9 protein-coding genes and 1 pseudogene are annotated in these 15068 nt (G+C 34.4%); all 10 read left to right on the top strand.

Going from position 1 to position 15068, the window contains the following annotated elements; all coding sequences use genetic code 11:
- Positions 1 to 145 precede the first annotated feature (145 nt).
- The 10 genes and pseudogenes from Q0948_RS02340 to Q0948_RS02295 all read left to right on the top strand — a co-directional run bounded on the left by Q0948_RS02340 (position 146) and on the right by Q0948_RS02295 (position 15025).
- On the top strand, positions 146 to 1894 hold the full coding sequence (locus Q0948_RS02340) for a class I SAM-dependent DNA methyltransferase (RefSeq protein WP_298347927.1): 1749 nt from the start codon (positions 146 to 148) through the stop codon (positions 1892 to 1894).
- On the top strand, positions 1894 to 3105 hold the full coding sequence (locus Q0948_RS02335; RefSeq protein WP_298347928.1) for a PD-(D/E)XK nuclease family protein: 1212 nt from the start codon (positions 1894 to 1896) through the stop codon (positions 3103 to 3105). The genes Q0948_RS02340 and Q0948_RS02335 overlap by 1 nt, the downstream gene beginning before the upstream one ends.
- A gap of 15 nt (positions 3106 to 3120) precedes the next feature.
- Positions 3121 to 4452, top strand: a complete 1332-nt coding sequence (locus Q0948_RS02330) for a restriction endonuclease subunit S (RefSeq protein ID WP_298347929.1) — start codon at positions 3121 to 3123, stop codon at positions 4450 to 4452.
- 3 nt (positions 4453 to 4455) lie between these two features.
- A complete protein-coding gene (locus Q0948_RS02325; RefSeq protein ID WP_298347930.1) occupies positions 4456 to 4965 on the top strand; it encodes a hypothetical protein in 510 nt (169 codons plus the stop codon).
- Between the two features lie 111 nt (positions 4966 to 5076).
- Positions 5077 to 6114 (top strand): DUF1643 domain-containing protein, encoded by a 1038-nt coding sequence (locus Q0948_RS02320; RefSeq protein ID WP_298347931.1) that lies wholly within the window; start codon positions 5077 to 5079, stop codon positions 6112 to 6114.
- Positions 6111 to 6503: a hypothetical protein gene (locus Q0948_RS02315; RefSeq protein ID WP_298347932.1), complete on the top strand. Its 393-nt coding sequence runs from the start codon at positions 6111 to 6113 to the stop codon at positions 6501 to 6503. The genes Q0948_RS02320 and Q0948_RS02315 overlap by 4 nt, the downstream gene beginning before the upstream one ends.
- A gap of 71 nt (positions 6504 to 6574) precedes the next feature.
- Positions 6575 to 9490: an NACHT domain-containing protein gene (locus Q0948_RS02310; RefSeq protein ID WP_298347933.1), complete on the top strand. Its 2916-nt coding sequence runs from the start codon at positions 6575 to 6577 to the stop codon at positions 9488 to 9490.
- Positions 9491 to 12523: a DEAD/DEAH box helicase family protein gene (locus Q0948_RS02305; RefSeq protein WP_298347934.1), complete on the top strand. Its 3033-nt coding sequence runs from the start codon at positions 9491 to 9493 to the stop codon at positions 12521 to 12523.
- Between the two features lie 116 nt (positions 12524 to 12639).
- A pseudogene (locus tag Q0948_RS02300) lies at positions 12640 to 13341 on the top strand (ATP-binding protein); the annotation flags it as partial.
- 148 nt (positions 13342 to 13489) lie between these two features.
- Positions 13490 to 15025 (top strand): PAS domain-containing sensor histidine kinase, encoded by a 1536-nt coding sequence (locus Q0948_RS02295; RefSeq protein WP_298347935.1) that lies wholly within the window; start codon positions 13490 to 13492, stop codon positions 15023 to 15025.
- Positions 15026 to 15068: the final 43 nt, after the last annotated feature.

The raw sequence follows: 15068 nt of genomic DNA, 5'->3' as shown, positions 1-15068 counted from the left end.
ATTTTAAGATAGCAGTTTTGAGCTTTTATTGTATAGATTATAATAAAACTGTCAATCAAATATTTATTTTAAAATATTCGTTTACAGATTAAAGTATTTTTTATCTTAGCGAGATTGGTCGGTTTTTAATTAACCCAACTCACAAATGAATAACACGAAGGAATCAGCAAATTTTATATGGTCTATCGCAGACCTGCTTAGGGGAGACTATAAACAAAGTGATTACGGTAAAATTATTTTACCGCTAACCGTTCTTAGAAGGCTTGACTGTGTTCTTGAAAACACTAAAGAAAATGTTTTAAAAAAGCACGAGCAAACCAAGACGATGAATATTCAGAATCTTGACCCAATTCTAAATAAAGTCGCAGGATATAACTTTCACAATAAAAGCAGTTACGATTTTGAAAAACTAATTGCCGACCCAAATAACATTGCTTCTAATCTAAGAAACTACATCAATGGTTTCTCAGAAGATGCCAGAGAGATTATTGAGCAATTTGAATTTGACAATCAGATAACCAAGCTAGAAGATTCAAACCTTCTTTTTATGGTTTTAAAACGTTTTCAGGAAGTAGACTTACATCCAGAGAAAATCTCTAGTATGGAGATGGGATATATGTTTGAGGAGCTTATCCGCAAGTTTTCTGAAATCTCAAATGAAACAGCAGGGGAGCACTTTACACCTCGAGAAGTTATTCGCCTAATGGTAAACCTGCTCTTTATGAATGATAGAGAGATACTAACTCAAAAAGGCATTGTAAAAACTATTTTTGACTGTTGTGCAGGTACAGGCGGAATGCTTTCCGTTGCTGAGGAATATCTACACGAATTAAATCCAGATGCTCGACTTGAAGTATTTGGTCAAGAGTTAAATCCTGAGTCTTATGCTATCTGTAAAAGTGATATGCTTATAAAAGGGCAAAACCCTTCTAACGTAGCACGTGGTAATAGCTTAAAACGAAAGGATGGACTAAAACTAAAAGGAGACCAATTTGTCAATCATAAATTTGATTACCTCATTACAAATCCTCCTTTCGGTGTTAAATGGAAAAAGGTAGAAAAAGAAGTAAAAGAAGAACATAGCGAACTAGGTCACGGTGGTCGCTACGGTGCAGGATTACCTTCTGTAAGCGATGGTTCTTTCTTGTTCTTAATGAACCTCATTAGTAAAATGAAGAGTCCCGAAGACGGTGGCTCTCGTTTGGCAATTGTATTTAACGGCTCTCCATTATTCTCAGGCTCTCCTAGTAGTAAGAAAAATGAGAGCTCCATACGCCAATGGATTATAGAAAACGACCTCTTAGAATCTGTAATAGCGTTACCTAATCAGTTATTTTATAACACAGGCATTAGCACTTATGTGTGGATGCTTTGTAATCACAAGAGTAAAGAACGTAAAGGAAAAGTTCAACTTATTAATGGAGTAGACTTTTTCAAGAAAATGAGTAAGTCTTTAGGTGACAAACGTAACGAGCTTAGTGAAGAACACATCAATGAAATAACCGCAATGTACGGTAGCTTTAGGGAAAGCGAACACTGCAAAATTTTTGACAATACTGATTTCGGTTATTCAAAAGTTACTGTAGAACGCCCTTTGCGTAAAAATGGAAACGTAGTCGTTGACAAGAAAGGAAATGCAAAACCTGATAGTAGTTTACGTGACACTGAGAACATACCTCTTAAAGAAGATATTGATGCCTATATGGAGCGTGAAGTATTACCGCACGTTCCAGATGCTTGGGTGGATGAGAAAAAGACAAATGTGGGTTATGAAATTAATTTTACAAAGTATTTCTATGAATACAAACCTTTACGCTCTTTAGATGAAATAAGAGCAGATATTCTTGCTTTAGAAAATGATACTGATGGACTCTTAAAAAAGGCTATTAGCTAATGCAAGATTTAGAAATACTCATAGAAGATGTAGCACTACGCCTGCCAGACTTACCTGAGCAAGCTCCTAAAAATCTGTTTGATATTTTAGGAGTTCGTAATAAGGAAACTATAAATTCTAGAATCCTTGCTTATTTTCTTGACATCAACGAATCTCATGGCTTACAATCAGTTTTCTTTGATAGCTTAAAAAGCATAATCGAAGCAAAAGATTACGCAGATACTACATTTCTAGAATTTTTTAGCGGAGCGTTTAATGTACTTACAGAAGACACTACTGCCTATGCTGAGACGGAAACAAAAAAACGTATTGACATATCGATTTTAGGTGAAGAAAAGTGGGGAGTCATTATTGAAAACAAACTGTATCACAATCTGGTAAATCCATTAAAAGCCTATTGGGAACACACTAGAAAGTACTGTGGTGAAAATATCATAGGTATTGTGCTTACGCTATTCCCTACTAAGAAAGAGAAGATTGAAGTCACAGTAAAGGGCACAAAAGTAATCTACCTCAACATTACCCATAGAGAATGGATTAATGAAGTTCAAAATCAACTCAATGTAGGTGATGTAAAAACTATTGAGGGATTACTATACCTAAAAGAATACATCAAGACCATTGACTCACATTATCAAACACAGATGAGCGCACCAGAATACAATAAAATAGCCTTGACTATTACAGAACACCGTAATAAAGTAGAAGAAATTCAAAACAAAGTAGCACAAACAGCTAAGTTTTTAGACCAGCAGATAGCAGATGTATTTTCTGAATATGGTTACGAGAAGGTAGGTAGTTGGTATACGAACAAAGAATCTACTATACCATTACATTTTTTTGTACCTAGAAGTGTATCTATTCTTAAAGATAATAAGTTATGGTTCACCCTAGAAGTGCGCAACGAGCTGAATAAAACCATTAGAAACACAAATAATGTAGATGCATTATTTAATCACTTTAAACCGATTATTTCTCGCTTTAATAAAACTCGTGCTAACAAAGAAAGTCGCTCTGGCTATACACATATAGCCATTACAAGTATCCAAGATGTGATTACTGAAAAGACAGATTTAAAGACCGCTTTCGCGAAAGCGTTAGAAGAAACATATATGGGTGATAAAGGTCTAGTTAAAGAGGCAGAAAAGTTTATAGTCTCGTTAGCCTTACCTCATAAAAAATCTAAAAATTCCTCATCAGGGCAAAGCTAAGTAGCACATACTTAAATGAAGAAATACGACACATATAAAGATTCAGGAATTAAATGGATAGGGAAGATACCATCTGAATGGAGACTTACGAGAATGAAGTTCCTAGGTGATGCTTTTGGAGGTGTCACATATTCACCTAGAGACATAACAGATAATACGAATGACGCTCTTGTTCTTAGGTCTTCTAATATTCAAAATAGTACGTTATGCTTAAAGGATACAGTTTACATTAATGCACAAATTCCTGAAAAGAAAATTATTAGGAAAGGGGATATTTTAATTTGCTCTAGAAATGGAAGTAAAAGGTTAATTGGGAAAAACATCTGTATTGATGAAAGAACAGAAGGTCAAACTTTTGGAGCATTTATGATGGTATTTAGGTCTGGTTATTGGAAGTTCTTATCACACTTCTTTAACTCTCCTATTTTTAAATCTCAATCTGGATTATTTCTTACATCTACAATAAATCAATTAACTTCTGGGACACTAAATAATTTTTATATAGCTATTCCTGAGTCTTTAGAAGAACAAACCCAAATAGCACACTACCTTAACCACAAGACTCAACAACTCGATAGTTTAATAGCCAAAAAAGAACGCCTCATTGCCTTACTAGAAGAAGAGCGTACAGCTATTATTAATCAAGCGGTCACAAAAGGGCTTGATTTATCTGTGCCAATGAAAGACTCTGGTATTGACTGGTTAGGTGAGATTCCCGAGCATTGGATGACAACAAGGATTAACCGAGTAATTAAAGTAAAAGATGGTACTCACGACTCACCAAGTCAATTACCTAAAAGTGAAGAAACATTTCCTCTAATTACATCAAAAGACTTTAAAAATGGAAATATAGTTTTTGAAAATGCAAAAAACATATCACCAGAAGACCACGAAATAATATATAAGCGGTCAAACACTGAGAGAGGAGATATTTTGATGTCAATGATTGGTGGAAACATCGGTAATATGGTTCTTGTTGATACTGATAAAAAATTTTCTATTAAAAATGTTTGTCTATTTAAGACCACAGGTAGACCAATTATTGCTAAACACCTATACTATATTCTAAAAAGTTCTTTATTACAAATACAGATAGATTTAAATTCGAGAGGTGGAGCACAAGGCTTTTTATCACTAGGTGATTTAAGAAGTCTCATCTATTTTGTTATTCCTAAAATGGAAGAATTAGAGGTTATTGTTAAATATCTTGATAAAAAAAACAATCAAATTGATATAGCTAAGCAAAATTTAATTAACGAAATACACTACCTCAAAGAATACAAATCCACTTTAATAAGCGAGGTCGTTACTGGTAAAATAGACGTAAGAGAAGAAATATTAAATTAGACTATGCCATTATATCATATATCTTGTAATCACTACGAAGAAGGTCGTTCATTTATTGAAAGAGATGAACATAGTGATTTTCATCTCAGAGCGGTTGAGCGAGAAAATGGTTGGGTAAATGATTTTTTAGAAGAAATAAATCCTGTGGCTTTTCCTAGGTCTAAAGCCTATTTTGCGTTTGCCGAAGTTGCTCACTGCCTCTATTATTTTAGTAAGAATGAATGTACAAATGATGTATACTATGTTTATGAAGTTGAAATGCCCAGTCCTATTTCTGCTCCAATAGTGCTGTCAGATTTAATAGGTAATTTGGGGCAAAACCATCGTCATCTTGAAGCTCTAGGTAATGAATATTGGAATCCACAAAGGGAATGGACAGTAAAAGAGTATGTAGATAGCTCTATGACAATAGTAAGAGAAGTAACAGATTTTACAGCCATATTAAAAGCAAAAGGTGCTAATGATTGGAGCCTAGATATTCAACTAAGAAATACATTTATTAATAATTTATAAGACCCAATGATAGCGTTAATTAATAGAATTCATAAGACTATAGACTTATGTTGGGATAGCTTCTCAGCAAAAGTAGGCTGTGGCTTGATTACTATTAATAAAGAAGCTTCAATGCAATTGCAATTCGCCTATCTACTTAAAAACACATTAGATTTAGCTATTTATAATGATGATGAGTCAGTAGAGCTAGAACTAGAAACTGGTATCAAGTTAGGAAATCGTACTAGAGAATGTGACATCGTAATCGAGATTGAAAAGGGCGACCAAAAAGCTTTCTTACCTATTGAAATGAAATGCTATAAAGAATATGCTTCTAGCGGTGGTAAAAGAGGTGCTTCTGATATCTTTTTTAAAGACGTGTATCACGATTTAGAATTACTTGAAAGCTATGAGAGTCTAGAATCTTATTTGAGTGGTATTTGCCTTGTAATGACTGATTATTCGATAATTCCATTTCCAAAATCAAAAAAAGGTAAAAAGTGGCATTACGATATTTCACAGGGTGCTACTATTACGAATGGAGCAACCATTAACACACCTATAGGTGGTTATGATGTGTCTATAAAACTTGATGGTAGTTATGTTTTTAAATGGACAACTGTTGGCAGCTTCTATTTCTTAAAGCTTACTTCAAATAAGAACAAATGGGTCTATGACCATAATGAGGATAATAGTATCAGATATACACTTGGTAAAGTAGGTGCTCGTAACCTTATTTGCATTGGTATTAATCCTAGTACAGCAACACCAGAAGACCTTGACCCAACACTTAAAAAGGTAAGTGAGATAGCAAGACTAAACGGTTATGACGGTTGGCTAATGCTCAATGTCTATCCTCAGAGAGATACCTACCCAGACAATATTGATTTAGTAAGCAATGACGAAGGTGTCAAAGCAAACAACAGAGCAATTAAGGAAGTCTTGAATAGATATAACTTTCAAGATATATGGGCAGCTTGGGGAACTACAATTGAGCATAGACCATTTCTCAAAGACTGTTTAGTAGAACTTTCAAAAAACTTTGATGATTCATACAAATGGCTTCATTATGATGAGTGTACTAAGTATGGTCATCCTAGACATCCTTTGTATGTTTCATACTCAAAAGGGTTTAGTAGTTTCGACATTAAAAATTATTTAAAAGGATGATACAATTAAGCACGCTATTTTCGGGAATAAAAACCGCAGACTCACTAGTAGGCAAAGTATTGTCTAAGAAAGGAACTCGTATTCAAAATAAGGTAGATGCGGTCTCTACTATGCAGTTAGCGATAAATGCAACAAAAGCATTTCTTGTAGCAGGAGAAAACAACTACGAGCCTAATTTAAACTTATCCACTCTTTGGCTAAGTGCTTTTACCGCAATGATTAAAATTGATAAAGCTCTGGCAGAAAGATTAAGACAGAAGAGTAAGTTTTGGAGTAACCCACAGCAATGGCTTGCAGAAGCAAATTCTATGGAGCTAGTCCCAGATTTAGATGAGTTAAATGAGAAGTGTGATTTAATAATGGTTGAATTAGAAAAGAGAAATAATTAGGTAATGTGTTTACTGGTAAAGTAGTTGTTAAAGAAGAAGTGTTAAATTAGAGAATTATTACAAGAATTAAGATGGGAGATAAATATAGATTAGAGCATATAGAAAACACTGAAAGTTTAATAACACTAACAGCAAAACTTTTAGAAAAAATAGGCTTTACTGAGGTTAAGATTATTGACCAATATACCATCTCTGCAATTGAAAAAAGTATAGTTGACGATAGACCATTTAAGGTCTACTGTTTTCTAAGTGAACTAAATGGGAAGACACCTTTTGTTTTAGAAACTATTCAACAAACTTATCAAGATGACGACAATGTAATCCTTATCTCTAGTCATCGAAAAAGTATATCCTCGTATTTTCAGAATTGGATTAAAAAAAATATAAACACTGACAAGATTGCTTTTTGGAATGCCGTGGATATTTCAAAATCAATAGATGTGCACCTGCCAGAATACTGGGGTCATAATGATGTTTTTTTAAAAGCATTTGAAGACGCATTTATAGCCTCTACACAAGGTAATTCTGAATTAAATCAAGTACTTAAATTAGATGACAAATTTGGGAAGCTTCTTAATTTCTTCATTGAGCCGAAAATATTTTATTTAAAAGAAAGTGCAGAAACTCAAAGGCAGATTAGAGTTAAATTCAAGTTGGAAAGTTACCTCACAAAAGGCAACTATATTATCACAGGTGATGCAGGAACAGGTAAAACAACTCTGTTAAAAGAAATAGGGAGACTCGCTGTAAAACTAAATGATACGGTAACAGAGAAAGTTTTACCTATTAGATTAAAAACCAACCTAATTGTTACTTCTAATTACAGTATTCAAACTGCCATAACAAAGGAAATTACTGACTTTGTAGGAGAAGAGAATTATAATAAGGTCTTTGACGATTACAGAGTGCTGATTTTATTAGATTCTATAGACGAGTTTGAGATAGAAAAGCAAAATAGCATTTTTAAGGAGTTGACCACTTTGACTGATAATCAAGGTACAAATTTCATTTTAGCGACTAGAAATTACGAATCTCTCTCCAAGGAATGTGAAGTGCTTCCGCATTTACTTACTTTCATTTCAAACTTTGATTTAAGACAGGTTAAACAGTATTTGACAACATTTTTTAAGCAAGACTTAAAGAAGTCAGACGAGCTGTGGGATAGCCTCCTTGAAAATAAAATTCTTGATAAGATACCTGCTACACCTTTAACTTTGTCTTTACTTTCAATTCTGTATGAGGAAAATGGCTATGAAGTACCTGCGACGATAACTGATGTCTATGATAATTTCAACACGTTCCTATTAGGCAGGCTTAGCGTTAACTCAAATCTTGATTTTTTAAAAATTAATCTAAAGGAAGCTATACTTGAAATGTATGCCCTAGAGATTATTCAAACACCTAATAGAACACGCAAGAAGAAAGATGATTTCATTAAATATCTTGTAGACTATTTTGAGGGGCAATCTAAAACAATTGAAGAAGGAGTTATTCCAGAGTTGATTAAAGGTATGACTGATGGAACTGGTATCTTAAGTATAGATGAACAAGAATATGTAACATATCAGCACGACCACTTCTTAGAGTATTATGCTTCACGTGAGATTTTTAATAGTGAGAACAGAGTAGAGTTAGAAGATGAAATTATTAAAAAATTTACGGAGTACAATTGGCAGAACACAGCAATATTCTATACAGGTCGAACAAAAAAAATGTCTAAGTTTTTAGACAAATTGGTTGATAGAGTTGATGAATATAGAAGACTGCCTGACCAGTTACTGTCTATATCAGGTTTAGGTTACGTTTTGCAATCTCTATGGATGACCGACTCAAAAGATAGAAAAAATGCTGTTTTAAGAGCACTTGATTTATTGATGAAAGCTGATACAGGGGTTAAGCAAATGGCTGAGCAAGGTTTTCCGTTTTTTAATGGCATCAAGGACACGGACATAGCACTATCTAATCTTGGATGGTTCTTTTTGCATTATAACTCTATAACATTGAGAGACCCACTAATTCTTGCTTTTGAAGAGCTACACCAAAATGCGAAAGCTCTCGCTGATACTGTGTTTGAAAGTGATTTAATCACAGAGTACTATAAACTTTTCTGTATTGCTTCAACATTAAATACAGGGCGAGTTGCCGACAACACAAAACTTAATTTACTATTTGAAGAAGACAAAATTCTTTCTATACCTCTTTTCGTTTTTCTATTCAATGAAGCTATCGAGCTTTTAGAATATAGTAATCAATCCCAAATAAGAAAAGATTATAAACTTGAATCTAGAAAGAATAAACACATAAATGGAATACGTTTTTTATTAGATAATAAAACATCAGACCTTAGGCACACTACTTTTGAAAGGTTACAGCCAATTAAAAATGTAGAGATTTTTACTGAGGGAAAAACAGATGCATCAATTATTAGTCACGCTTTTCGAGTATGCACAATGAATGAAGAACCATATTGGAATATAACAGCTGTTGAGGACATAATTTCTGCTAAAGCTGGCGGTGCTCAGCAGCTTGCGAAACACTTAGAAAGTCTATCCAAGAAAATTCAAACCGATGCTGATAAAAGCAAAACAGTTATAGGGGTTTTTGATAACGATGCAAAAGGGTTTCAAGAGTATAATGGAAGTTTAGGTGAAGATTTTGAGTCAATCAACGGCATTATTAAAAAACATAAAATCCTGAATATATATGCGATTCTATTACCTATACCAGAGGACTTAATTTCATTTAATCAAGATAAACAAGCTTTTAAATTTTTTGAAATTGAACACTATTTCCCTAAAGCATTTCTTCAAGAGCAAAGTATGATAGCCGAAACAGGAATAGATGGTGTATACGAGGTGACAGGTGGCAAAACAAAATTTAATAAACTTATACTAAATGAAGTAAATCCTGATTTGTATAGTGGGTTTATTACTCTGTTTGAGGAGTTAGACAAAATATGCAATAAAGATATTAATTACATAAATTAAATGGCAAAAGGAATACATACAGAGTTAACGTTTGAAGAAGCTATAGAGGCTTCTTTACTTTCAGACGGTGGTTACGTCAAAGGAGATTCAAAAGATTTCGATGCTCAGCTCGGTTTGTTTCCTTCCTACATAATAGATTTTTTAAAAGTCACTCAACCTGAACAATGGGATAGGCTTTCAAACATACATAAGGATGACGTTGAGACTAAAGTTGTTCAGCGCCTTATTCGTGAGTTGGATTTGAGAGGTACTCTGGATATATGTCGAAATGGTTTCACAGATTACGGAGTGAAGTTTAAAATGGGCTATTTTAAGCCTGAGACGAGCTTAAATCCTGAAAGTGAAGCACTGTATAACAAAAACCATCTAAGCATTACTAGACAGCTTTATTACGAGCGACAAGGGAACAATTCACTTGATATGGTTTTAAGTCTAAATGGGCTACCTATTGCTACTATAGAATTAAAAAATCAATTCTCGGGACAGAATGTAAATAATGCAAAGAAGCAATACGTTTATGACCGTGAACCTAGTGAACCGATATTTACTTTCAAGAAACGAGCATTAGTACATTTTGCCGTAGATACAGATGAGTGCTTTATGACAACCAGATTATCAGGGAAAAGCACAAGGTATCTGCCATTTAATCTAGGACATAAGAATGGAGCAGGAAACCCATTAAACAACGAAGGTTATAGAACTTCATACTTGTGGGGTAGTCTTCCAGATGGAAGAGCTGGTGTATGGACTAAGGACAGTTTTCTTGATATCATTGGTAAATTCCTTCACTTGAAAGTTGAAGAATATGAACTTAACGGTGTAAGTAAGCGAAAGGAGACAATGATATTCCCTCGATTTCACCAACTGGATGTGGTTCGTCAATTGACCGCTTCCGCTAAAGCAAAAGGAGCAGGAACAAATTACTTAGTACAACACTCAGCAGGCTCAGGTAAATCTAATTCTATTGCGTGGCTTTCTTATCGCTTATCAAGTCTTCATAATGAAACAAACGAGAGAGTTTTTGACTCTGTAATTGTAATTACGGATAGACGTGTTTTGGATAGTCAATTACAAAATACAATTTATCAATTTGAACACAAACAAGGTGTAGTTCAGAAGATTGATAAAGATTCTCAGCAACTCGCAGACTCACTAACCGCAGGTTCAAATATCATTATTACTACACTTCAAAAATTTCCTTTTATCCTGAGTAAAATAGGAGAAATACCCAACAGAAAATATGCAGTAGTTATTGATGAAGCGCATTCGTCACAAGGAGGAGAAGCAACCAAGAAAATGAAAGAGGTTTTGTCTGCTAAATCTTTAGAAGATGCAATAAAAGAAGACATATACTCTGGGCTTGATGAAGATGCTGAGGATGAAATTAGAAAGTCAATGGAGGCAAGAGGTAAACAAGAGAACCTAAGTTTCTTCGCCTTTACTGCAACTCCAAAGGCTAAAACAGTTGAAGTTTTCGGAACAGCTCACAACGACGGCAAGCCAAGACCATTTCATTTATACAGTATGAAACAAGCTATTGAAGAAGGCTTCATATTAGATGTTCTGAAAAATTACACAACCTATAAAACGTACTACAGACTTTCAAAAGAAATTGAAGACGACCCAAAAGTCAATAAAAAGCAAGCTTCTAGAGCGATAGGTCGTTTCTTATCGCTACATCCACATAATCTAGCTCAAAAGACAGAGGTTATTATCGAACATTTCAGACAGATTGTAGCCAAAAAGATTGGTGGAAAAGCAAAAGCAATGCTTGTAACAGGCTCACGACTGCACGCTGCGAGGTATAAGGAAGAGTTTGATAAATACATTGAAGCAAAAGGATATAATGATATTAAAACTGTAGTTGCATTCTCGGGAAAAGTAATGTATGACACTTACCCAGAAGGCGTAACTGAGGTGGAGCTTAATGGATTTAAAGAAAAAGAACTGCCGAAAAAATTTGCATCTAGTGAATACCAACTCTTGCTTGTTGCAGACAAGTACCAGACAGGATTTGACCAGCCATTACTTCATACTATGTACGTAGATAAGAAGTTGTCTGGTGTAAAATGTGTACAGACACTATCTCGATTGAATAGAATGAATGCAGGAAAAGATGACACTTTTATTCTTGATTTCGCAAATGACACTGAGGATATCTTAGAATCATTTAAGCCATACTATGAATTAACTACTGTTGAGACTGCTACTGACCCAAATCACTTGTACGATTTAAAAAGTGAACTTGAAAAAGTTCAAGTTATATGGCAAACAGAAGTAGATAATTTCTGTAATATTTACTTTAAATCAGCCAGAAAATTAAACGTTAAAGACCAAGGGAAGCTAAATGCTTTTATTGACCCTGCCGTAGAGCGTTTTAAACAACTACCAGAGGAAAGCAGTAAAGAAGCTCAATTTGGTGAAGCGATAATACAAGATGACTTCAAAAACACATTGCAATCATTCACTAGAGGTTATTCTTTCCTCTCGCAAATAATGCCATTTTCAGATGTTGATTTAGAAAAGCTATTTACTTATGGACGTTTCTTACTGAAAAAACTTCCTCGTAAAAATCAAGCTGACCGATTCCAATTAGGAGATGAAGTCTCTCTAGAATACTACAGACTACAAAAGATTACAGAACAAAATATCGTAATGGAATCTGAGGGAGAATATGGTCTCGATGGAACAACAGAATCAGGCATACGTGTTACCAAAGAAGAAAAGGAAGCACTATCAGAAATTGTTAATGTACTCAACAAGAGATTCGGAACAGAATTTACAGAAGCTGATAAACTATTCTTTGACCAGATAGAGGAAGAGTTAGTATCTGATGGCAAGTTAATGGAACAGGCGCAGAGCAATACGCTTGATAACTTTAAGTTTGGTTTTGAGGATGCTTTTATGGATAAGCTGATAGGTCGTATGGAACAGAATCAAGATATATTCTCAAAGATGATGGATGATAAGGACTTCGGAGCTATCGTGAGAAACTATATGATAAAGAAGGTCTACAAAAGGTTTAATGAATAGTGATTTAACTATAAAAATCAGTCTGTAAGGGTGGTTTTTTCATAAAAAATTAAAACTGAAAACACAAAAACCTGTATTTGAACCACTTAAAACCCACACATAATAACCGTTTCAGAGATGTTGCGTTAGTGGGAGGTGGGGCTTACCCACAGCCTGGTGAGATATCGCTTTCTCATAATGGTGTTTTATTTTTGGATGAATTACCAGAGTTTAAAAGGTCTGTTCTTGAAGTAATGAGACAACCGCTAGAAGATCGAGAGGTAACTATTTCTAGAGCACGATTTACAGTTACTTATCCATCTAGTTTTATGCTTGTGGCAAGTATGAATCCTAGTCCAGGAGGTTATTTTAATGATCCAGATGCACCTGTAACAAGTAGCCCTGCAGAGATGCAGCGATATTTGAGTAAAATATCTGGACCATTATTAGACCGTATTGACATTCATATTGAAGTGACACCAGTTCCTTTTGAAAAACTGAGTGATGAGACTAAGGCAGAGTCTAGTGCAGATATACGTAAACGTGTGACAGCTGCGAGAGAGTTGCAGGTAGACCGCTTTCGCGAAAGCGAGAAAACAAACTACAACGCGCAGATGAATGTGAAGCAAATACGTAAATATTGTGCGCTAGATGACGCATCTAAAGATTTACTTAAAATGGCTATGGAACGATTAAATCTTTCTGCACGAGCATATGATCGTATTTTAAAAGTTGCAAGAACTATTGCAGATCTCGAAGCTTCAAAAGTCGTAACTGGCACACATATATCTGAAGCAATACAGTATAGAAGTTTAGATAGAGATGGCTGGTTGGGGTAGTTTTAACATACAATAAAAAGTTGAAATATTGCGTTTTATCGATAAAATCGGTACTTTTGTCGATGTTTTAAGCTATTTGTATGATTTTCAACTTATATAGATTATGCCCTGTTGGTATAAGCTGTACTTTGATCTAAAGCACAATCCTATGTTCCAAAGAGTAAACCCTAAAAACCTTGATGAGCGTCCTCAAAAGTCTCAGCAAAGTTTAGAAAAATATTTGAATCATCTAGAAGGATTCTTTTTTGATTTAAAATTTAATCATAATACTAAGGAATTTAATTTTCCTTATGTAAGTCATAACGCTATGGAGCTTTATGACTTAAACGTTTCTGATCTTTTGAAAGATGGCAGATCTGCTTATGTGAGTATTCATCCAGAAGATCAAAAGCTGTTAGTCACAAAGGGTAAAAAATCTTTTGAAGACTTAACGCCACTCAAGCTAGAGTGTAGATATACACTAGAGTCAGGTAGAAGTGGTTGGATAAAAATACTTGCAACACCTGAGCGCTCTTCTGAGTTTAGCACAAACTGGATAGGTCACGTTTCTGACATTACAGATGTAAAGGCTACAGAGGAGGAGTATGCTATAATGAAAGAGCGTTATGAGTTTGCTATTAAAGGGTCAGACTTAGGTTTATGGGATTGGGATATTGAGAATGGAACCGTTTTTTACTCAGATAAGTCATTAAGTCTACTAGAGAAGGAACGTGGTGATATAGATCCACACGAAGATACTTGGACTAATCAAGTTCACCCTGATGATAAAGATGATTACTTTAAGGATATAGAAGATCATTTTAGCGGAGAGATACCATATTACTTTAATGAACATAGAATTTTTACAGCCAGTGGTAGTTATAAGTGGATACAAGATAGAGGTAAGGTAGTTAAGTGGGATGCGGCAGGTAACCCATTACGAGTTATAGGTACTCATACAGATATCACAGAGTCAAAAAACCGAGAACAACTCATTTTAGAAAAAAATAAACTTATAGAAAATCATAATAGTAGGCTTAAAAACTTTGCTCTTATAGTTTCTCATAATCTTATCACACACGCCGGAAATCTAAAAAATATCTTACAGCTTATTGATATGGCAGAGTCTCAAGAAGAAAAAAATGAGCTGTCTAACTATCTCAATAATGTATCGGCTGGATTGAGTACTACCATTAGTAATCTTAATGAAATAGCGACTTCTAATAAAAATCTTGCAGAAACACCAAAACTTATCTTCTTGCACGATTATGTAGAAAATGCGCTGAGTAATTTAGAAACACAGATTAAAGAAAAGGATGTAATTGTTCTTAACAATATCCCTAAAGACATACAGATTAACTATAATGCCGCCTATCTTGAAAGCATCTTATTTAATTTAATTTCTAATGCCATAAAATATAGTGACTCAACACGTCTATCTAAAATATTTATAAATGCAGAAATCACATCGGCTAGTGATATGACATTATCAGTTATGGATAATGGTGTGGGTATAGACCTAGATAAGTATGGAGATAAACTCTTTGGGATGTACAAGACGTTTCATCACAATGAGGACGCTCAAGGCTTAGGACTTTTTATGACAAAGAATCAAATAGAAGATATGGGTGACCAGATTTCTGTAGATAGTAAAAAGGATGAAGGGGCGATATTTAGTGTTCATTTCAAAAATAAACTACCATAGTTCATTATCTTAACGCAGTATTCTAGTTAATTTGATATTCTGC

The sequence above is a fragment of the uncultured Dokdonia sp. genome, assembly GCF_947496725.1.
Lineage (GTDB): Bacteria > Bacteroidota > Bacteroidia > Flavobacteriales > Flavobacteriaceae > Dokdonia.
Note: the sequence above shows the minus strand (reverse complement) of the source record. Positions and strands in the feature narration are given on the sequence as shown.

Excerpts from the sequence above, each read along its gene's own strand:
- Q0948_RS02340 (WP_298347927.1), top strand. The coding sequence starts at position 146 with ATGAATAACACGAAGGAATCAGCAAATTTTATATGGTCTATCGCAGAC.
- Q0948_RS02335 (WP_298347928.1), top strand. The coding sequence starts at position 1,894 with ATGCAAGATTTAGAAATACTCATAGAAGATGTAGCACTACGCCTGCCA.
- Q0948_RS02330 (WP_298347929.1), top strand. The coding sequence starts at position 3,121 with ATGAAGAAATACGACACATATAAAGATTCAGGAATTAAATGGATAGGG.
- Q0948_RS02325 (WP_298347930.1), top strand. The coding sequence starts at position 4,456 with ATGCCATTATATCATATATCTTGTAATCACTACGAAGAAGGTCGTTCA.
- Q0948_RS02320 (WP_298347931.1), top strand. The coding sequence starts at position 5,077 with ATGCAATTGCAATTCGCCTATCTACTTAAAAACACATTAGATTTAGCT.
- Q0948_RS02315 (WP_298347932.1), top strand. The coding sequence starts at position 6,111 with ATGATACAATTAAGCACGCTATTTTCGGGAATAAAAACCGCAGACTCA.
- Q0948_RS02310 (WP_298347933.1), top strand. The coding sequence starts at position 6,575 with ATGGGAGATAAATATAGATTAGAGCATATAGAAAACACTGAAAGTTTA.
- Q0948_RS02305 (WP_298347934.1), top strand. The coding sequence starts at position 9,491 with ATGGCAAAAGGAATACATACAGAGTTAACGTTTGAAGAAGCTATAGAG.
- Q0948_RS02295 (WP_298347935.1), top strand. The coding sequence starts at position 13,490 with ATGTTCCAAAGAGTAAACCCTAAAAACCTTGATGAGCGTCCTCAAAAG.